Origin of the sequence: Flavobacterium piscis (assembly GCF_001686925.1) — a bacterium.
GTDB lineage: Bacteria > Bacteroidota > Bacteroidia > Flavobacteriales > Flavobacteriaceae > Flavobacterium > Flavobacterium piscis.
The window spans coordinates 421485-439885 of the sequence record NZ_LVEN01000042.1; the positions used below are offsets into that span (position 1 = coordinate 421485).

The following is an 18401-nucleotide window of genomic DNA, read 5'->3' on the forward strand; positions in this document are numbered from 1 at the left end:
AATTATCTAATTTTCAAATTCACTCATTATCTAATGTAAAAAAATCCGGAACTTCTAAAACTTCACCGGCTTTCAGGTTTTGCAAATATACATTTCCTATACGAACACGAACCAATCGTAAAGTCGGAAAACCAACAGCAGCTGTCATTTTTCGAACCTGACGAAATTTTCCTTCGTTTACTGTTATCGATGCCCAAGAAGTTGGTCCATGACGTTCGTCCCGTATTTTTTTCGCCCTTGGTCCAAAATCAGGAATTTCAGTAACGATAAAAGCAGAACAGGGTTTCGTTTTGTATTTGCCGCCATCAAAACCTATTTCTACACCTTTTTGCAATTCCTCAATCGCTTCCGGAGTAATAACACCGTCAACCTGAACATAATATTCTTTATCGACTTTTTTGCTTCGTATTTGTTCGCTCACTTTTCCGTCAGTCGTCAATAAAAGCAATCCTTCAGAATCTTCGTCAAGCCTGCCAATAGCCATAGTTCCTTCGGGGAAATCGTATAATTCTCCCAAAAGCTTTTTCTTTCTTTTTAATTCATAAATAAATTGACTCAGATAGCCGTAAGGTTTAAAAAGAATAAAATGTTGATGCATGCCGTATTTTTAGACTGCAAAGATAGTTTTGTTTGAGATGGAATTAAAATATTGATGCAATAATCCAAATGCAATGTTAAAGGGTTTAGAAATCCGCTATAGAATTCGTAATATTATAAGACTAACACTAAAATACAAAATTATGGAAACTAATAATTTAGGAACGAAAAAGATAAATGGAGTACAAAAAGATATCGATGAAACTAAAGGAAAAAACATTTCTCACGATGGAAAATCAGATGATGCAAAACTTAAAAAAGAGGTAGTTGCCGATAAAGATGGTGATAAAAAAGTGGTTGACAGAGCGCGAAATGAGAACGAAGATATTAACGTAAAGGATGATGGAAAAGCTAAAGGTGCTAATGCCAATAGAGGAGTGTCATCAGATGAAGAGGCCAAAAAAACGGTAGAGAATAAAGACAGAAATTCTGATATTACACCTAATCGTTATCCTAATTCTAATCCTGAAAGTCATGAAGATCGTGGGAACATGAAATTAGATGAGGAGTAAGTGCTATCTTTAAAATAGTAAATATTTTGCTGAATTAAATCCTTTTTTTCTAAAATAACATTTGATTGGCAATTGGCGTTAATGTTATTCTAAACTTGGTTTTGAGATTGGTCTTCCCTGTAGATCTACGTAAATTGTAGTACAAATTTTAAATAAAATTAAAAATGGCACTTTTAGAAAACAAAGTAGCTTTTGTATCCGGTGGCGGTTCAGGAATTGGTCGCGCAGTAGCAGAAGCTTATGCCCGTGAAGGAGCAAAGGTAGTACTTTCAGATATTAACGTAGAACACGGTGAAGAAACCGTAAAATTTATAAAGGATCAAGGTGGTGAAGCTTTTTTTGTAAAAGGAGATTCATCAAGCGCAAGCGATAATAAACACATGGTTGAAGTAACCGTTTCTAAATACGGCCGACTAGACATTTCGTGTAACAATGCAGGAATGGGAGGTCCGGCAAAACCAACCGGCGAATACGAACCGGAAGCATGGGATAAAGTAATTGCGCTGAATTTGAGCGGTGTTTTTTATGCGTGTCGTTATCAATTGGAGCAAATGGAAAAAAATGGGGGAGGAAGTATTGTCAACATAGCATCTATTCACGGTCAGGTTGCAGCACCGCTTAGTCCTGCCTATACAGCATCAAAACATGGCGTTGTAGGACTAACTAAAAATATTGCAGCAGAGTATGCACAAAAAAATATTCGTTGTAATGCAGTTGGACCTGGTTATATCGAAACTGCTTTGCTAAAAGATAATTTAAACAACGATGCCATGAGTTCTATAGCAGCAAAAGCACCGATGAACCGTTTAGGAACTGCCGAAGAAATTGCAGAATTGGTATTATTTCTAAGTTCAGAAAAATCTTCTTTCACAACCGGAAGTTACATTATTGCTGATGGCGGATATACCGCAATCTAAAATGTGATTTTTTGGTTTAATATAAAAAAGGCATCCCTTTTTATGACGAGATGCCTTTTTCTATTTAAAACAGTGCTTTAAACCTATCCAAATTTGTGCTGGGAATTATTTCATGAAAATAATCCAATTGCCATTGTTGTGTTTTTTGTGCTTGTTTGCTAGTGGTTTCATCCCAGGGCGGATAAACTCTTGTAGCTCTTTTGCCTTCTTTACTTGCTGTAGAAAAGATCCCTTTCTCAAGCAAAATGCTTTTTGGGAAAATAAATTGCCCATACGATTCGTTCTTTCGAACACTAATAATTACAAAATCAATACGGTCCAAAAAAGTAAAAGGTTCAATAATTCCAGTTGTATTGCGTTTCCATAAAGTTACAAACTGACCTGTTTTTGTTGGCGTTATTTTGGCCGTTCTGTAACAAATGTGCTTTCCGTTCAAATCAAAATGGTATGCATCATAATCGGCACTTTCAAGTGCTGCGTGAGGCTGAGTAACTTCAAAATTACAACAATCATAAACTCTTTCTTTGGCAATGATTAAATCTTTAGGTAATGATTTTTGATCGTTCCAATTATTTTTGATGGCCATTTTGGGAGATATTTCTATTGCGTTATTTGGGTAAAATTACCACAAAAAGAACTTTAAAAAGAAACATTTAACCCAAAATTAAATCCCCATTGAAACTGATTAAAGGATTGATTATTTAAAGGATTTACATAATAATTCATTGCAGGTTCAACAAAAACATTCGTTTTTTTGTAAACACGGTATTGCAGCGTACTGCTTAATGTAGAACCATAAATGTAATCATTAGCATTTACATTTTGTCCAATCGAATTGCCGTCTAATGCTACATTATTAGAAATCAGTTTTCCAACAAAACCACCGGTGTTTAAATTGATACTTGCTCTGTTCATACTAAAAACAACATACGAAACTTCTAAAGGCATTTCGAGATATCGTAAATTTTGATCCAGATTACCATTTTTAAGATTGTTGTTTTCTATATTATTTTGTTTGAATGCGTCACTGGTCGAATTAGGAACAAATACATAATTATCATTGGCTGTAATAGGAGCAGATAAAGCCGCCGAAGCAGTTTGATTAAAATAGTCGTTAGAACTAAAAAAAGCATTGTTTTTTGCGCTTAAATACGAAACGTTTGCAACACTCTGTCCTAATTCGTTAATTTTTAATCCGGAAGCAACCGCCCATTTCTTATTGATTTTGTATTTGGTTTTTACTCCGTAACTGTTACTTTGTCTGGAATCATTTGTGTTACCAAGCGTTTTTTCGTTCTTATAATTTTCAGAACTGGCCACTCCTGCAAAAACTTCAACAGCCCATTTTTCTGCATTAGTAAGATTTTTGTTTTCCTTTTCTTTTTTCTCTTCCGGAGTTACAATTCCTTTTTCTAAGTTTTGAAGTTCTGCTAACTGAGCAGAATCCTTTCTGGTCAAAACATCATTAAATTTTGAATTGCTTTTTTGATTGTCCGCAAGTTGTTTTTCAGCTATTACACTTCTGGTTTTTTCATTTGCTTTAACTTCATTTAAAACTTTTTGATTTTCATTTAAAGTGGAAGAATTGAAAGCAACATTGTTATTGTTTTTTGAAGTGTATTGATCTTCAAAGATAGATTTCGATAATTGATTTTTTGAGTTTGGATGAAACGGATTGACTTTACCCGCAGAAAATGTTTTTTCGGCTAAAATTTTATTGCTGGCTTTTTTATCTGCACTTACAATCTGATTTTTAGATGCTGAATTAAATCCGTTTGTTTTACCTGCAGCGAAACTTTTTTCAGCCAAGGTTTTGTTCGAAATTTTCTTATCTGTTAAAGATTGAATTTTCGAATTTGGATTGAATGAACCCGCTTTACCTGAAACAATAGTTTTTTCTGTTGACGGATTTGAAATGTTTTTATCAGCATTGGCAATTTGGTGTTGCGAATCTGAGTTAAATCCGTTTTTCTGATCGGATACAAATGTTTTTTCGGCTACAGCCTGATTATTATTAAGCTTTCCGGTATTTGTTTTTGAATTAAAAGCATCATTATTGTTGTTTTTAGATTCGGTATGAGCAACTGCTGTTTTTTGATTTTGATTTTTTTGAAAATGTTTAGGTTGATTGGCCTTGTTTTTTAGAGATGAAACTTCATTAATACCATCAGATTCTTTTTTACTTACAACTTCTTCTGATTTGTTTTCAGTAGATCGTGTAGCATTTGTAGTATTGCCATCATTTTTGTGATCATCATGAACAACACTATTGTTTTGCGGAGTATCAATTTTTATAGTTTTAATTCCTGAAGTAGAACTAAAATGTAAAACAGAAGGGAGTAGCAAGCCCAATAATAAGCATGCCGCAGCCGACCACCAAAGAATAACCCTTTTCTTCTTTTTTGGTTTGTCTAATTTCTTCTCAATTTCGCCCCATAATTCAGGCGGCGGAACACTCGAAAAGTTTTCCATTGATGAAAAAATATCTTCTATATTTTGCTTTTTCATGCTATTTTAAAATTTTTTATGCTCAGTATTTTTTTTTGCAAAATGTGCTTGGCCCTGTTTAAATTTGATTTTGAAGTTCCTTCCGAAATTTTTAATAATGCTGCAATTTCCCGATGTTTCATTTTCTCAAAAACGTATAAGTTAAAAACCGTTCGGTATTGGTCAGGCAAATCCCGGATGTATTCTAATAGTTTTTCTTGTTCAATGGGGAGAATGTCCAATTCTTCTTCTTCAACAAAATCCGTATCAGGATCAAAAACATCTAAAAAAAAGCTTTCTTTTTTCTTTTTATTTAAGGTTTCGATTAGTTTGTTGATAAAGATTCGTTTTAGCCAGCCCTCAAAACTTCCTTCAAATTTATACTGGCTTATTTTTTGAAATACAATCACAAAAGCTTCCTGAAAAACATCTTTTGCATCATCCTCATTCTTCATGTACTTTAGGCAAATACCATATAAAACAGGAGAGAACAACTGATAAATTTTCAGTTGTCCCTCTCTGTCATTTTTTATGCACAGTAGAATGTATTTTTCTAAATCGTCTTTCAAAAAAGTGGTATTGTTTGGTTTTGCAAAAATAGTTTTTATAAGCTTATAAAACTACCTTTTAAAAATAGTACGGGTTGCATCCTGGTTATTGCTGACAATCGTTAAATTTTGATTGTCAAGACTTTCTATAATATAAGTCTTCCCTTCAAAAGTAATTAAGTCATTTTCTGACTGGTCAAAAAAGCTACTGCCTTTCTCCATTTGATAAGCACTATTTCTAATTTCTATATTGTTTTTGTAAGTGATCACTCTTCCTTCAGGAGTAAAAACAACCTTCTTTGTAAAACCGATAGTTTTAGGAGTAGCCAGGTATGGATTGCTGCCTCCTCCAATCGATTTTTGCCAGATCCATGTATTTACAATAGATCCCGAATTCAGGGTAGTTGATTCCAGTGAATACGCAGTCGAAAAAAGACAACACACAACAATAAATAATAAAAATTGCTTTTTCATGATTGATTATTTTTGAGCTGCAATTTTATCCTGAATGGCTTTTTTGAACACTTTTATTTCAGCACTCTGATCGCTCGTATCGTTATTGTCAATAAAGATTTTAGTTACAATTCCTGCCTGACGAAGCTCAAAATAAGTACCACCCTGATCAGCTGCATCTGGCGAACCATAAGTTTTGGTTTGTCCTTTTAAACTTAAAATTTCTGCAGGTACACTTTTCAGGAACAAAGTATAATCACCTTTTTTAGTTGTTGTAGTGTATTTGTACTGATTAAAATCAAAACCATTAGCAGCAACATTTTGGAATTTTAAAATATTAAAATCATTTAACTGATAAAATTTTCTGCAATCAGTTCCACCTGTACATTGATTGAAATAGCTTCCTATTACAATGTTGTCAGGGTTCTCATTTGTTTTATTAAAAAGAATTGGTTTTAATGTTTTTGGGATTAAGATGAAATCGCTAGGGTAGTTTACTGTCGAAGTGATAGGCTCTCCCGGTTGCGGTGCTTTTTCATAATAGTTTATCAGAATTTCGCATTTGTTTTCTACCATGCTTGTTATTTTTATACTATAACCTGTGGTAGTTTTAAGACCGGAGAAAAGACCAACCAAATAGTTTTTAGTAAAATCGATAGTTAGATCACCTGCGTTTGGACAAGCGCTGGCGTTATCACGCTTAGTAAAGAAACCTTGTAATTTTTCATCTGTATTTACTAATATATAAGTAGGAACAGTTGGGTAGGTTTTTACATTGTATGCACATAAAAGAGGAGTTCCTATAAATGCTGATTCTTCTGTTGGTCCGCAATCAGTTTTTATATCGTCATTATTAAGAGAGCATGCGCTGAATCCAAAAGCTATAAATAAGCTTAACATTAATTTTTTCATGATAAATTTTTAATAGGTTATATATACTGTAGATGTGCATGTTTTGAAATGGTTGCGTTAAAAAATAAGTTTTTTTTAAGAAGAATAATTTTTAAGATTTTTTTTATTCAGAAAGAGCATTAATATGTGAAATTTCGATTTTAAAATTATGCACTTCGTATTATTGATTACTTTTACTTTTTTTAAAACAAATTTATTTATGTTCGATTTTCTTCCCTATTTAGTAGCTTTTGTTGTGGCTTTGTTTTTAGGCGTGTTTTTGGGTAAGCTGCTGTTTTCGGCTAGGTTTCAGTCAGAAAAAGTGAGTCTCGAAGAGCGATTAAATTCTCATGTAAATCAATTGCAATTGCAAAGAGAGCAATTTGAAAGGGAAAGAAATAATTTTGAAAAACAGGTTCAGCTGGCTGCTGTAGAAAAGGAAAACATTCGAACAGAAAAAGACAGTTTAGCAATTCAGTTATCTAAAAAAGAAGTAGATTTCGAAAATTTGTGGGAACGTCATAAAGAGCAAAAAAACGAAATAACAGAGTTACAGGAAAAATTCACTAAAGAATTTGAAAATCTGGCCAATAAAATCCTCGAAGAAAAATCGGCAAAATTTACCGAGCAAAATAGCGAAAACATGAAAAATATCCTGTTGCCTTTGCAGGATAAAATTCAGGGTTTCGAGCAAAAAGTAGAACAAACCCATAAAGAAAGCATCGATTATCATGCAGCGTTGCGCCAACAGATTGTAGGTTTAAGCGAAATGAACGCTCAAATGAGCAAAGAAACCCTAAACCTGACAAAAGCCTTAAAAGGAGATAGTAAGATGCAGGGAAATTGGGGCGAACTGGTTCTGGAACGTGTTTTAGAAAAATCAGGTTTAGAAAAAGGCCGTGAATACGAGGTGCAACAAAGTTTTACTAATAACGAAGGAAATCGCGTTTTTCCGGATGTGGTGATCAATCTGCCGGATGGTAAAAAAATGATTGTTGACTCTAAAGTTTCTTTAGTAGCCTATGAAAAATGGATCAACGAAGAATCTGAAATTCTTAAAATTGATTATCTCAAAGAACACGTAAATTCTATAAGAAGACACGTAGAACAACTTGGCAACAAAAACTACCATGATTTATATCAAATAGAAAGTCCTGATTTTGTTTTGCTTTTTATCCCCATAGAGCCCGCTTTTGCCATTGCATTAAACGAAGATTCGGCACTTTACAATAAAGCATTCGATCGTAATATCGTAATAGTTACCCCAAGTACTTTATTGGCTACTTTAAGAACCATCGACAGTATGTGGGCCAATCAAAAACAACAAGAAAATGCTTTTGAAATTGCCAGACAAGCTGGTGCATTATATGATAAATTCGAAGGTTTTGTAACCGATTTGGTTAGAATTGGAAATAAAATTAAAGACACCAAAACCGAATACGAAAATGCAATGAGCAAATTGGTTGATGGCAGAGGAAATTTAATTTCCAGTGTCGAAAAATTAAAGAAAATGGGAGCAAAGGCTAAGAAGTCGCTGCCCGAAAATATTATTGCAAGAGCCTCTAATGAAGATGATAATTCATTATTGAACTAAAATACCACTATCAACTATATCCAAAAATCAAAATATGACAACAGACTTTAAGCCGGTATCCTCATCAAAAATCAGTATTTCAGAATTAATGCTGCCATCGCACACGAACTTTAGCGGAAAAATCCACGGAGGTTACATTCTGCAATTACTCGATCAGATTGCGTTTGCTTCTGCCTCAAAATTTTCAGGAAATTATTGCGTAACGGCTTCTGTTGATACGGTAAATTTTTTAAAACCAATCGAGGTTGGCGAATTAGTAACGATGAAAGCTTCTGTAAATTATGTAGGTCGAAGTTCGATGGTTGTGGGTATTCGTGTAGAAGCTGAAAATATTCAGACAGGTGCAATCAAACATTGCAACTCCTCTTATTTTACAATGGTAGCTAAAGATAAAGAAGGTAAAAGTGTTCCGGTACCGGGATTAATCTTGTCGAATCTTGACGAAGTTCGTCGTTTTAGAAAAGCAATTAAACATATTGAACTTCGAAAAGAGGTCGAAGAACATGAAAAAATAACCAATGTAAGTTCTATCGAAGATCTCGCAGGTTTAGCGAAATACAATGTATTGTTAGAAATTAGCTAGAATAGTTTATAAAATTAAAAAGAAACAAAAATGGTAAAGTTTGGATACACAATATTATATGTAGAAGATGTACAAAAGTCAATTGAGTTTTATGAAAACACATTTGGTTTTTCAAGAAAATTCATAACTCCCGAAAATGATTACGGAGAATTAAGTACAGGTGAAACAACGATTTCATTTGCATCAAAAAAATTAGCGGCTCAAAATTTAAAAGATGGTTTTATTGAAAGTAATCTTGAAGATAAACCTTTTGCAATTGAGTTGGGTTTTATTACTGATAATGTTGGCGAGTTGGTACAAAAAGCAACTTCTTTTGGCGCAGTTTTAATAAAAGAGCCAACGCAAAAACCGTGGGGACAAATTGTAGCGTATGTCAGGGATCTTGATGGTTTTTTAATTGAGATTTGTACAGAAGTGCAGGGGTAGACATTTTTTATTGTGTGTAGTCCCTACGGGACATCTTTTACGTTCCTTATTTTATTTTTCTACCAATATTTAATTCCTAAAGGAATATCTCATAGAGATTATATTGGTAGAATAAAATTGTAGACCACCAATTATGTCGCGTAGGGCAATGTCATTAAATTATGCGTTAAACACAATCCCTTTGTGATCTTATAGCAAAGCGTAATTCACAAAACTTGGCGAACTTTGCGGTAAAATTTTCTTTGTCACGTTACTTATGGGCTTCAATTTCGCTCAGCCTGACAAGATTGCGTTGAAAAAGCTTAACTTAATGACATTGCAAGTAGGGACAATATTCGACAAGTAAAAAATCATTTTCACCAATCCCATTTCACTTTTTACAACCAAAAAACATTTCACAAACATTTGGCAAAAATCGGCAACCGTGTCCGTGAAAATTTCGTAACTTTAAGTATAAACATTTGGTTATCACGTTTTCACGGAGTACTGCCATTCAATTTTTAAAAATTTATATTAAGTCCAGTTTTTTTCTCTTCTTAAAATAAAAAAAATCGAATGACATAATTGTTTAATTATTGACGATTATGAAAAAAACTACTTTTTTTATTTTGCTATTTACAGCTTATTCTGTTATTGCTCAGGATAAATTTTTTACCAATACAGGAACTGTTAATTTTGAAGCTTCTGTACCTTTCTTCGAAGAAGTAAAAGCTGTAAACAGACAGGTTGCCATTGTCTTGGAACCTAAAACCAGTACATTTATTTGTACAGTGATTGTGAAAGATTTTCGTTTTAAGCTCGACATGATGCAGGAACATTTTAACGAAAACTATATGCAAAGCCGTCGTTATCCTAAAGCTGTTTTTAAAGGAAAAATCGAAAAATTTGATTTAAAGGATATCAATGAAACGGAGAAAGAATATCAAATAAAAGGGAAATTGGTTTTGCGAGGAAAATCGAAAGATGTTATGGTAAGCGCTTTAATTAAAAAAGTGGGTGACGGAATTCAGATTATTTCTGATTTTCCAATTTCTGTTTCTGATTTTAATATCCAGATTCCAAATGAAATAGCAGCTAAAATTTCAAAAACAGCCAACACCGGATTAATTGGAGTAGTTAAAACCAATGATTCAATGTATCTTACTTTAAAATGAAATTTAATTCAGACAGCTTGCAAGCGCAGTTTCTAAATCAGTAAATTGAAAATCAAATCCCATTTTTTTTATTTTTTCAGATGAAACTCTTTGACCTTCTAAAACCGCCACACTCATTTCACCTAAAACTATTTTAAGGACAAATGCAGGTGCTTTTGGAAGCCAGATTTTGTATCCAAATAAATTGGCCAGTGTTTTAGATAAACTCGCATTTGTGGTATTGTCTGTAACGCAGGAATTATAAGGGCCATGCATTTGCTGGTCTGTAATAGCTTTTAGGTAAATATTGCATAAATCCTCAATGTGAATCCAGGGAACGTATTGTTTTCCTGTGCCTAAAATGGCACCAAAACCTGACTTAAAACTTGGAACAATTTTTTTTAGAAAACCTTCGTCTTTTCCCAATACAATTCCGGTTCTTATTTTTACGGTTCTAATGTTTAATGCATTTATTTTATCGACCGCTTTTTCCCATTCCTGGCAAGTGATGCCTAAAAAGTCATTTGCCGGCGTAGTATTTTCGGTACAGATATTTTCTTTAGTATAAGCGCCATAAATTCCGACCGCGGAGGCAGAAACAAATGCATCCGGCTTTTTATTTGTTTTTTCTAAAACAGAAAAAATAAGATCAATGGGTTGTGTGCGGCTTTCCAGAATTTCTTTTTTACGTTTTTTAGTCCATCTTTTTTCAACAATTCCTTCTCCTGACAAATGAATAATGTAATCAGCTTTTGTTATCGCTTCTTCATCAATATAATTGCGCGTCAAATCCCATTTGTAATAGGTGATCGATGAAGTATTTTTTCTGTCAGAGCGGCTTAAAATAGAGACTTCGAAACCATTATCAATAAGTAAATCGGTTAAGTGTTTGCCTATAAATCCAGTTCCTCCGGTAAGTAAAATATTTTTTGCCATAATAGTTTATAATTTATTTAACAGCGTATTCTGTTTAACGATAAGTAAAGATACTTAAACATTGATTACCTTTAAGGTAAATTAAAAAAATTAATAAGATGGAAGCTAAAAATAAGATAATCAGTAAGGAAGACATCGTTTCAATATATATGGAAGAGGTTTTGGAAAAAGGACAAAAGCCAAAATCGGTTTATCATTTCGCAAAAGAAAATAATTTTACCGAAGCCGAGTTTTACGCTTTTTTTGGTACACTTGAAGGTTTAGAAAAAGAAATTTTCAGATTGTTTTTTGCCAATACAGTCGATTTGCTTCATAAAAATGCAGATTATCTGGAATACGATATGAAAAACAAAATGCTGAGTTTCTATTTCACTTTTTTTGAAATCCTGACAGCCAACAGAAGTTATGTTTTACAATCTTTAAAATTCGACCGAAATCCGTTAAAAAACTTAGTGCAGCTTACTACGCTTCGCAATAGTTTTAAAGAATATGTTTCAGAAATCCTAACCGACGATTACAGATTAGAACAGGAAAAGTTGCAAAAGTTTCAGGAAAAAGGAATTCAGGAATCGGCCTGGTTGCAATTAATGCTTACCATAAAATTCTGGGTCGATGATGAATCAGCAGCTTTTGAGAAAACAGATATTTTTATCGAAAAATCAGTAAATGCTTCATTTGAGTTAATGAATGTCACACCACTAAATCACTTGATAGATTTAGGTAAATTTCTTTTTAAAGAAAAAATCTACAGCAAACAATGAAAACAATCGATTATATACCAACATCAAAAATAGAAAGAGCCAGTAAATTGGTGCAAACCGGTGCGAAAATAGGTGTAAACTATGTAAAGCATTATGCCGAAAAAATGGTGAATCCAGATTTGACACGCGATAAACTCAACGAAAACAACGCCGAAGACATTTACGACGGACTTAAAAGCCTGAAAGGAAGCGCGCTAAAAGTAGCCCAAATGCTAAGCATGGACAAGAACTTTTTGCCTCAGGCTTATGTCGAGAAGTTTTCATTGTCACAGTTTTCTGTTCCGCCGCTTTCGGCGCCATTGGTTTTAAAAACCTTTAAAACTAATTTTGGAAAAACACCTTACGAAATTTTCGATGAATTCAATGCCAATTCTGTCAACGCAGCAAGTATTGGTCAGGTACATTTGGCGGTGAAAGACGGAAAAAAGTTAGCCGTTAAAATCCAATATCCAGGTGTTGCCAATAGTATTTCGTCAGATTTGGCTTTGGTAAAACCCATCGCAATCAGAATGTTTAATCTACAAGGAAAAGATTCTGATAAATATTTTAAAGAAGTCGAAGATAAACTGATCGAAGAAACCAATTACTTACTCGAATTAAAACAAAGCGAAGAAGTGGTAGAAGCGTGTAATAAAATCGAGAATTTACTTTTCCCGAGATATTATCCTGAGTTTTCATCAGAGAAAATCATCACTATGGACTGGATGACAGGAATTCACCTTTCTGAGTTTACTGCTATCAATACAGACAAAGAAGTTGGCGATAAACTTGGGCAGGCACTTTGGGACTTTTATATGTACCAAATTCATGTTCTTAGAAAAGTACACGCAGATCCGCATCCCGGAAACTTTTTGGTCGATGATCAGAACCGTTTGATTGCACTTGATTTTGGTTGTATGAAAACAATTCCCGAAGAATTTTATGTGCCTTACTTTGAGTTAATCAATAAAAATGTAATTACTGATAAAGCGCTTTTCAATCAAAAATTGTTCGAATTAGAAATTCTTCGTCCGGATGATACTCCGGCAGAAATTGAATATTTTACCGAGATGTTTCATGATTTATTATCTCTTTTCACGAAACCGTTCCAGAACGAAACCTTCGATTTTGCCGATGAAACTTTCTTTGACAGCATTGCCAAATTAGGAGAACGCTTCTCTAACGATACCAATCTCAAGAAAATGAACGGAAATCGCGGCTCTAAGCATTTCATTTATATGAACCGTACTTTTTTTGGCTTGTACAATTTAATGTTTGATTTGAAAGCGAAGATTGTGGTTAGTAATTATTTGAAATATTAGGAGTTAAAAAAAGCACTCGGATAATAAATTAAACTTTAATAAATGAGAAACATTCTAATTATCGGAGGAAGTAAAGGAATCGGAAGTGCTGTTTTATTGCAACAGCTCGAAAGCAATCGAGTATATAATATCAGCAGGAGCGCGCCGGAACTTACGCATCCTAATCTTACTCATTTTGGTTTAGATGTATTGCAGGATGAACTTCCTGATATAGACGAAATAGATTCTTTAGTTTATTGTCCGGGTTCTATTACGCTAAAGCCTATCTCGAATTTAAGTGTTGATGATTTTAGAAAAGATTTCGAAATAAATGTCATTGGCGCTGTAAAAGTTATTCAGAAATATTTGCCTGTTTTAAAAAAAGGAGATGAACCTTCGATCGTTTTATTCAGTACCGTAGCCGTAAAATTAGGAATGCCTTTTCACGCCAGTATTGCAACTGCAAAAGCAGGTGTCGAAGGCTTGACAAAATCACTTGGGGCCGAATTAGCTTCTGTAGTTCGTGTCAATGCCATTGCGCCTACTATTACGGATACTTCACTTTCGGCTTCGATCTTGCGAAACGATCGCATGAAAGAAAACATGGTCGATCGCCATCCTATGAAAAGTTATTTAAAACCTGACGAAGTTGCTAATATGGTTGATTTCCTGATTTCTGAAAAAGCAAATTCTATTTCAGGTCAAATTTTCGAAATGGATTATGGATTAGTGACTTTTAAAATCTAGACACTATGAAAATTCTCCTGACAGGTGCAACAGGTTACATTGGCAAACGTCTTTTGCCGCTTTTATTGGCGCAAGGACATCAGGTTATTTGTTGTGTAAGAGATAGAAACAGATTTTACATACCCGCAGATTTTCTGCAAAAAGTACAGGTCATTGAAGTCGATTTTCTTGAAAAAGAAACGCTGCAAGCAATCCCAGCCGATATTGATGCTGCTTTTTACCTTATTCATTCCATGTCAGGTTCTGATACCAATTATGATGAGTTAGAAAGTATTTCGGCAACTAATTTTACCGAAAGAATAAATCAGACTCAGGCACAACAAATCCTGTACTTAAGCGGAATTGTAAATGACAAGTCACTTTCTAAACATTTGTCGTCCCGCAAAAATGTCGAAAGTATTTTAGCGAAATCAATAGTACCGTTAACCACTTTAAGAGCCGGAATTATTGTAGGATCGGGGAGTGCTTCTTTCGAAATTATCCGCGATTTGGTCAACAAACTTCCGGTGATGATTACACCCAAATGGCTTAATACAAAATGCCAGCCCATTGCGATAAACGATGTGTTAGAGTTTCTTTCAAAATCACTGTTAAATCCAGTCACTTATAATCAGAGTTTTGATATTGGAGGTCCGGATATACTCACCTACAAAGAAATGCTATTGGCTTTCGCCGAAGCAAAAAATCTCAAACGGTACATTTTTACTATTCCCGTAATGACACCCAAATTGTCGTCATATTGGCTGTATTTTGTTACCTCAACGTCATATAAACTGGCATCGGCTTTGGTAAGCAGTATGAAAGTCGAGGTTGTTTGCAACGATCATCGTATTAATGAGCTTTTGCAAGTGAAGCCCATGACGTATAAACAAGCGCTTTCGAGAGCTTTAATCAAAGTTGAAGAAGATAAAGTGGCTTCAAGCTGGAAAGATTCCTTGGTAAGCGGACGTTTTAATCGCAATATCTCAGCACATCTAAAAGTGCCTAAAAAAGATTGCTACATCGATCGGAGAAAAAAAGAAATCGAAAATCGCGATTATACCATAGATAGAATCTGGTCAATAGGAGGCGAGACAGGTTGGTATTATGGCGATTGGCTCTGGAGTTTACGAGGCTTTATCGATAAGCTTTTTGGTGGCGTAGGTTTGCGCCGTGGGCGAACCAATAAACACGACATTCATTCCGGTGATGCTTTAGATTTTTGGCGCGTTTTATACGCCAATAAACAAGAAGGAAAATTGATCTTATATGCCGAAATGAAATTGCCCGGGGAAGCCTGGCTCGAATTCAAAATCATACACAATACTTTATATCAGGCTGCAACCTTTAAACCCAAAGGTATTTTAGGAAAACTATATTGGTATTCTGTTTTACCGTTTCATGGTTTTATTTTCAACGGAATGCTTAATAAATTGATTAAGTAGTTTTAGGAGCTGTTTCCTGCTATCAGCTATATCTTTTGTGGTGAACCCCGCCACAAAAGGATACCGCTTCTATCAGGGCTAGGGATGCAGTTTTTATTAGAAGTTTCATCTATTAATGTCATAACCGCAATCTTGTCTTCCCTCATTCTTCTTGAAATCTAATTTTCGTTATATCAAAAATGATCGTTGTAAGTCCCAGAGGGACGATATATTTATAGAAAATTATTTTTTTTTTTGAAGAGAACCCCAGCGGGGTGGTATATTTTATAATCTTTACGGCAATTATATGTCGCTCCGCTGGAGCTTTAACATGATGATGTGTATCTTTTCTATAAATATATCGTCCCTCTGGGACTTGAATTGTCTTTATATTCTGTCGGTCTAAATATCAGGCAATTTTGTACTTGCCTACTCAAGTTTTAAAGCATCAGATGTTTGGGATTTGGTCCCGAAGCTTCGTGTAAAAAATTTGGAATTTTATTTAATTATCCCCGCCTTATATGTCGCAATTGCACGATCTCTCGCAAAAGCATGATCCACCATTGGTTCATTATATCCTAAATCAAATTCAGGAATCCATTTACGAATGTAGATTCCTTTTTCGTCGAATTTCTTTAGTTGAATTTCCGGATTAAAAACCCTGAAGTATGGTGCTGCATCGCAACCTGTTCCTGCTGCCCATTGCCAGTTGCCTACGTTTGATGCCAATTCGAAATCCAGTAATTTCTCGGCAAAATAAGCTTCGCCCCATTGCCAGTTAATAAGTAAATGTTTGCATAAGAAACTGGCGACAACCATACGAACACGATTGTGCATATAACCGGTTTCGTTAAGCTGACGCATTCCTGCATCGACCATTGGGTAACCCGTAGTTCCGGAACACCAGCGCTTAAAATCGTCTTCGTTATTGCGCCATTGAATGCCATCATAAGCCGACTTGAAATTGTGATTCACGCAATTTGGGAAATTGAACAGAATCTGGATAAAGAATTCTCTCCAGATTAATTCGCTTAAAAAAGTCTGGTTTTTCTTGTTGGCCCAATTCACTAATTTTCGAATACTAACAGTTCCAAAACGTAAATGTGGAGAAAGATAAGATGTACTGTCTAATGCTGGAAAATCTCTCGTTTCTTTATAATTGCCTATTTGCGTTAAGTTGTGGGGCAATACTTTTATACTGCTTCTTTCAAAACCAATTTTGGATAATTCAGGAAAGTTAAAATTGTTCTTAGCAAAATTTATAAACAAAGGTTTTGTATCGTATTCAAAAGCTTGTCCTGAAAGATGGTATTTCTCCAGCCATTTATTTTTATAAGGCGTATAAATGGTATAAGGAAGTCCATCAGCTTTGGTGATTTCTTTTTCTTCAAAAATCACATGATCTTTGAATGAAAAAGATTCAATGTCATTTTTTCTTAATAATTCCTGAATTGATAAATCACGTGTAATAGCGTATGGTTCGTAATCTTTATTAAAGAATACTTGATGAATGTCAAATTCGGAAACAAGTGATTTCCAAACCTCAAAAGTTTTTCCTTTTTTTATTAAGACTGATGAATCAATTAGTTGAAGTTGTTCGTTTATTGCTTCAAGTGAATCGTAGATGAAACTGACTCTCGCATCATTTTCAGGAAGATTTTCTAAGATATCGTCGTCAAAAATAAATAACGGAATTACCGGAAAATCAGATTGCAGGGCATTGAATAACCCGATATTATCATCAAGACGCAAATCACGTCGAAACCAGAAAAAAGTAACTTTTTGTTTTGTCATTATAAGTAACGCTATTTTTGTTTGCTACGAATTCAAGAATTTTTTTAACCAATCAATTGAATTTAATATTATAATTCGTGAATTCGTGGCGATTTTTTCATCTATGGAATCTGTGGAATAAAATTATTTGAATTGAATAGTTCTTCAATTTTTTTGTGGCGATATTCAAAAATAGATTTCAGTTTATTTTTTACCATTATCTTATTGGCGAGTTGGCCTAAGAAACCAAATGGTAGAGCATAATGTACAACATCAGTCATTTTTGTGCCGGTTTCAGTTTTTTCAAAAAAGTGTTTGTGATGCCATAATGCATAAGGCCCAAAACGCTGCTCGTCTACAAAATATTGGTTTTCTGATGAAATTGTTATGATGGTCATCCAATTTATTTTGATGCCCAAAAGTGGTTTTAAAGTATAGGTAATCACTTGTCCGGGATACATTCGTTTGCCATCAAAATCCTCAATTACGAAACTCATATCGTCAGGTGTTATCTCTTGCAGGTTTTGTGGACTCGAGAAAAAGTCCCAACATTTTTCGATACTGGCGTTTAAGTGTTGTACAGTTTCTAGTTTATATACTTTCATAAAATCGATTTACTTTTTACTCGTTGGTTATTTTTTAACACATAGAAACATAAATTTCGAATGATCAAAAAAGACGTTTCACTTATCTAAATGCACATAGCTATGTGTAAATAATGTATTATTTATTTTAATCTTCTTTAAAAAGAAAAAATCTATGTTTCTATGTGTTAATTTTTTTTTACGAAAGGTTTACATTTTATAATATTTAAAGGGCACGAATAACATCCCGAAACATTCTCCGTGTTCTTTTCCTAAATGTTTGTGATGTATTTTATGCGCTTTTCGGAGGCCAATTAAGTATTTATTTTTGGTGTTTTTGAACCATTTAAAACGCTGATGAATTAAAACATCGTGAATTAAGAAATAGCAAGCTCCGTAAGTGGTGACGCCGCAAGCGATGAAAAATAAATAATTGAATCCGCCCTGAACGCCAAAATAGAAAAGAACAATACTGGGAATGGCGAAAATGACAAAGAAAATATCGTTGCGCTCAAAAGTATCTTCGTATTTGGGTTGATGATGATCTTCGTGAAAATACCACATAAGTCCGTGCATGATGTACTTGTGCGTGAACCAAGTAACACATTCCATGAAGAGAAAAACGCCTAAAAAGATTAAAAAAGAAATCATTTTTTATGTTTTGAGTTATTAAACTTATTGCTCTGGTCGAGTAACGAGGAATCTCACTATTATAGATGTAAAGTTTGATTTAGCAAATGTGGTTGCTTTGTTCCTCGCAATGACATACAAGCTGT

Annotated in this window: 20 protein-coding genes; 10 read left to right on the top strand and 10 right to left on the bottom strand. The window is 34.1% G+C overall.

Features of this window, described 5'->3' with window-relative positions; all coding sequences use genetic code 11:
* Positions 1 to 19: 19 nt before the first annotated feature.
* A complete protein-coding gene (locus FLP_RS19295; protein WP_065451108.1) occupies positions 20 to 598 on the bottom strand; it encodes a pseudouridine synthase in 579 nt (192 codons plus the stop codon).
* Positions 599 to 740: 142 nt separating this feature from the next.
* Between FLP_RS19295 and FLP_RS19300 the strand changes: the two genes are divergently transcribed.
* Positions 741 to 1109, top strand: a complete 369-nt coding sequence (locus tag FLP_RS19300) for a hypothetical protein (RefSeq protein ID WP_065451109.1) — start codon at positions 741 to 743, stop codon at positions 1107 to 1109.
* Positions 1110 to 1273: 164 nt separating this feature from the next.
* On the top strand, positions 1274 to 2026 hold the full coding sequence (locus tag FLP_RS19305) for an SDR family NAD(P)-dependent oxidoreductase (protein WP_065451110.1): 753 nt from the start codon (positions 1274 to 1276) through the stop codon (positions 2024 to 2026).
* A 64-nt stretch (positions 2027 to 2090) separates the two neighbouring features.
* On the opposite strand, the gene FLP_RS19310 is transcribed toward FLP_RS19305, so the two are convergent.
* From FLP_RS19310 to FLP_RS19330, 5 genes are read right to left on the bottom strand one after another with little or no spacing between them, the layout of a single operon-like run.
* Complete coding sequence (locus FLP_RS19310; protein ID WP_065451111.1) at positions 2091 to 2612, bottom strand: MepB family protein; 522 nt, start codon at positions 2610 to 2612, stop codon at positions 2091 to 2093.
* A 53-nt stretch (positions 2613 to 2665) separates the two neighbouring features.
* Positions 2666 to 4534: a hypothetical protein gene (locus FLP_RS19315; protein ID WP_065451112.1), complete on the bottom strand. Its 1869-nt coding sequence runs from the start codon at positions 4532 to 4534 to the stop codon at positions 2666 to 2668.
* Positions 4531 to 5082 (bottom strand): RNA polymerase sigma factor, encoded by a 552-nt coding sequence (locus tag FLP_RS19320; protein ID WP_065451113.1) that lies wholly within the window; start codon positions 5080 to 5082, stop codon positions 4531 to 4533. The genes FLP_RS19315 and FLP_RS19320 overlap by 4 nt, the downstream gene beginning before the upstream one ends.
* A 51-nt stretch (positions 5083 to 5133) precedes the next feature.
* A complete protein-coding gene (locus tag FLP_RS19325) occupies positions 5134 to 5535 on the bottom strand; it encodes a hypothetical protein (protein WP_065451114.1) in 402 nt (133 codons plus the stop codon).
* Positions 5536 to 5541: 6 nt separating this feature from the next.
* Positions 5542 to 6426 carry a protease complex subunit PrcB family protein gene (locus FLP_RS19330; RefSeq protein WP_065451115.1) on the bottom strand — a complete coding sequence of 295 codons (885 nt, stop codon included), beginning with the start codon at positions 6424 to 6426 and terminating at the stop codon, positions 5542 to 5544.
* A 199-nt stretch (positions 6427 to 6625) separates the two neighbouring features.
* Here FLP_RS19330 and FLP_RS19335 point away from each other — a divergent pair, with 199 nt between their 5' ends.
* The 4 genes from FLP_RS19335 to FLP_RS19350 all read left to right on the top strand — a co-directional run bounded on the left by FLP_RS19335 (position 6626) and on the right by FLP_RS19350 (position 10162).
* The gene (locus FLP_RS19335) at positions 6626 to 7999 is read left to right on the top strand and encodes a DNA recombination protein RmuC (protein WP_065451206.1); all 1374 of its coding nucleotides are present in this window, start codon (positions 6626 to 6628) and stop codon (positions 7997 to 7999) included.
* 34 nt (positions 8000 to 8033) lie between these two features.
* Entirely contained in the window at positions 8034 to 8582 is a 549-nt protein-coding gene (locus FLP_RS19340) for an acyl-CoA thioesterase (protein WP_065451116.1), read from the top strand.
* 30 nt (positions 8583 to 8612) lie between these two features.
* Positions 8613 to 9008 carry a VOC family protein gene (locus FLP_RS19345; RefSeq protein ID WP_065451117.1) on the top strand — a complete coding sequence of 132 codons (396 nt, stop codon included), beginning with the start codon at positions 8613 to 8615 and terminating at the stop codon, positions 9006 to 9008.
* Between the two features lie 584 nt (positions 9009 to 9592).
* Positions 9593 to 10162, top strand: a complete 570-nt coding sequence (locus FLP_RS19350) for a YceI family protein (RefSeq protein WP_065451118.1) — start codon at positions 9593 to 9595, stop codon at positions 10160 to 10162.
* Between the two features lie 3 nt (positions 10163 to 10165).
* On the opposite strand, the gene FLP_RS19355 is transcribed toward FLP_RS19350, so the two are convergent.
* Positions 10166 to 11077, bottom strand: coding sequence for a TIGR01777 family oxidoreductase (locus FLP_RS19355; RefSeq protein ID WP_065451119.1), 912 nt, complete (start codon positions 11075 to 11077; stop codon positions 10166 to 10168).
* A gap of 98 nt (positions 11078 to 11175) precedes the next feature.
* Here FLP_RS19355 and FLP_RS19360 point away from each other — a divergent pair, with 98 nt between their 5' ends.
* From FLP_RS19360 to FLP_RS19375, 4 genes are read left to right on the top strand one after another with little or no spacing between them, the layout of a single operon-like run.
* Positions 11176 to 11838 (top strand): TetR family transcriptional regulator C-terminal domain-containing protein, encoded by a 663-nt coding sequence (locus tag FLP_RS19360; RefSeq protein ID WP_065451120.1) that lies wholly within the window; start codon positions 11176 to 11178, stop codon positions 11836 to 11838.
* Entirely contained in the window at positions 11835 to 13139 is a 1305-nt protein-coding gene (locus FLP_RS19365; protein ID WP_065451121.1) for an ABC1 kinase family protein, read from the top strand. Before FLP_RS19360 ends, FLP_RS19365 begins: the two co-directional genes overlap by 4 nt.
* A 42-nt stretch (positions 13140 to 13181) precedes the next feature.
* Positions 13182 to 13865, top strand: a complete 684-nt coding sequence (locus tag FLP_RS19370) for an SDR family NAD(P)-dependent oxidoreductase (protein WP_065451122.1) — start codon at positions 13182 to 13184, stop codon at positions 13863 to 13865.
* Positions 13866 to 13870: 5 nt separating this feature from the next.
* Positions 13871 to 15289 (top strand): SDR family oxidoreductase, encoded by a 1419-nt coding sequence (locus FLP_RS19375; RefSeq protein WP_065451123.1) that lies wholly within the window; start codon positions 13871 to 13873, stop codon positions 15287 to 15289.
* A 477-nt stretch (positions 15290 to 15766) separates the two neighbouring features.
* Here the strand turns inward: FLP_RS19375 and FLP_RS19380 are convergent, their stop codons facing one another.
* From FLP_RS19380 to FLP_RS19390, 3 genes are all read right to left on the bottom strand, one after another.
* Positions 15767 to 17062, bottom strand: a complete 1296-nt coding sequence (locus tag FLP_RS19380; protein ID WP_065449319.1) for a cryptochrome/photolyase family protein — start codon at positions 17060 to 17062, stop codon at positions 15767 to 15769.
* Positions 17063 to 17163: 101 nt separating this feature from the next.
* Entirely contained in the window at positions 17164 to 17646 is a 483-nt protein-coding gene (locus FLP_RS19385; RefSeq protein WP_065451124.1) for an SRPBCC family protein, read from the bottom strand.
* 189 nt (positions 17647 to 17835) lie between these two features.
* Positions 17836 to 18276 (bottom strand): sterol desaturase family protein, encoded by a 441-nt coding sequence (locus FLP_RS19390; RefSeq protein ID WP_065451125.1) that lies wholly within the window; start codon positions 18274 to 18276, stop codon positions 17836 to 17838.
* Between the last annotated feature and the right edge of the window lie 125 nt (positions 18277 to 18401).

Excerpts from the sequence above, each read along its gene's own strand:
- FLP_RS19295 (WP_065451108.1), bottom strand. The coding sequence starts at position 598 with ATGCATCAACATTTTATTCTTTTTAAACCTTACGGCTATCTGAGTCAA.
- FLP_RS19300 (WP_065451109.1), top strand. The coding sequence starts at position 741 with ATGGAAACTAATAATTTAGGAACGAAAAAGATAAATGGAGTACAAAAA.
- FLP_RS19305 (WP_065451110.1), top strand. The coding sequence starts at position 1,274 with ATGGCACTTTTAGAAAACAAAGTAGCTTTTGTATCCGGTGGCGGTTCA.
- FLP_RS19310 (WP_065451111.1), bottom strand. The coding sequence starts at position 2,612 with ATGGCCATCAAAAATAATTGGAACGATCAAAAATCATTACCTAAAGAT.
- FLP_RS19315 (WP_065451112.1), bottom strand. The coding sequence starts at position 4,534 with ATGAAAAAGCAAAATATAGAAGATATTTTTTCATCAATGGAAAACTTT.
- FLP_RS19325 (WP_065451114.1), bottom strand. The coding sequence starts at position 5,535 with ATGAAAAAGCAATTTTTATTATTTATTGTTGTGTGTTGTCTTTTTTCG.
- FLP_RS19330 (WP_065451115.1), bottom strand. The coding sequence starts at position 6,426 with ATGAAAAAATTAATGTTAAGCTTATTTATAGCTTTTGGATTCAGCGCA.
- FLP_RS19335 (WP_065451206.1), top strand. The coding sequence starts at position 6,626 with ATGTTCGATTTTCTTCCCTATTTAGTAGCTTTTGTTGTGGCTTTGTTT.
- FLP_RS19340 (WP_065451116.1), top strand. The coding sequence starts at position 8,034 with ATGACAACAGACTTTAAGCCGGTATCCTCATCAAAAATCAGTATTTCA.
- FLP_RS19345 (WP_065451117.1), top strand. The coding sequence starts at position 8,613 with ATGGTAAAGTTTGGATACACAATATTATATGTAGAAGATGTACAAAAG.
- FLP_RS19350 (WP_065451118.1), top strand. The coding sequence starts at position 9,593 with ATGAAAAAAACTACTTTTTTTATTTTGCTATTTACAGCTTATTCTGTT.
- FLP_RS19355 (WP_065451119.1), bottom strand. The coding sequence starts at position 11,077 with ATGGCAAAAAATATTTTACTTACCGGAGGAACTGGATTTATAGGCAAA.
- FLP_RS19360 (WP_065451120.1), top strand. The coding sequence starts at position 11,176 with ATGGAAGCTAAAAATAAGATAATCAGTAAGGAAGACATCGTTTCAATA.
- FLP_RS19365 (WP_065451121.1), top strand. The coding sequence starts at position 11,835 with ATGAAAACAATCGATTATATACCAACATCAAAAATAGAAAGAGCCAGT.
- FLP_RS19370 (WP_065451122.1), top strand. The coding sequence starts at position 13,182 with ATGAGAAACATTCTAATTATCGGAGGAAGTAAAGGAATCGGAAGTGCT.
- FLP_RS19375 (WP_065451123.1), top strand. The coding sequence starts at position 13,871 with ATGAAAATTCTCCTGACAGGTGCAACAGGTTACATTGGCAAACGTCTT.
- FLP_RS19380 (WP_065449319.1), bottom strand. The coding sequence starts at position 17,062 with ATGACAAAACAAAAAGTTACTTTTTTCTGGTTTCGACGTGATTTGCGT.
- FLP_RS19385 (WP_065451124.1), bottom strand. The coding sequence starts at position 17,646 with ATGAAAGTATATAAACTAGAAACTGTACAACACTTAAACGCCAGTATC.
- FLP_RS19390 (WP_065451125.1), bottom strand. The coding sequence starts at position 18,276 with ATGATTTCTTTTTTAATCTTTTTAGGCGTTTTTCTCTTCATGGAATGT.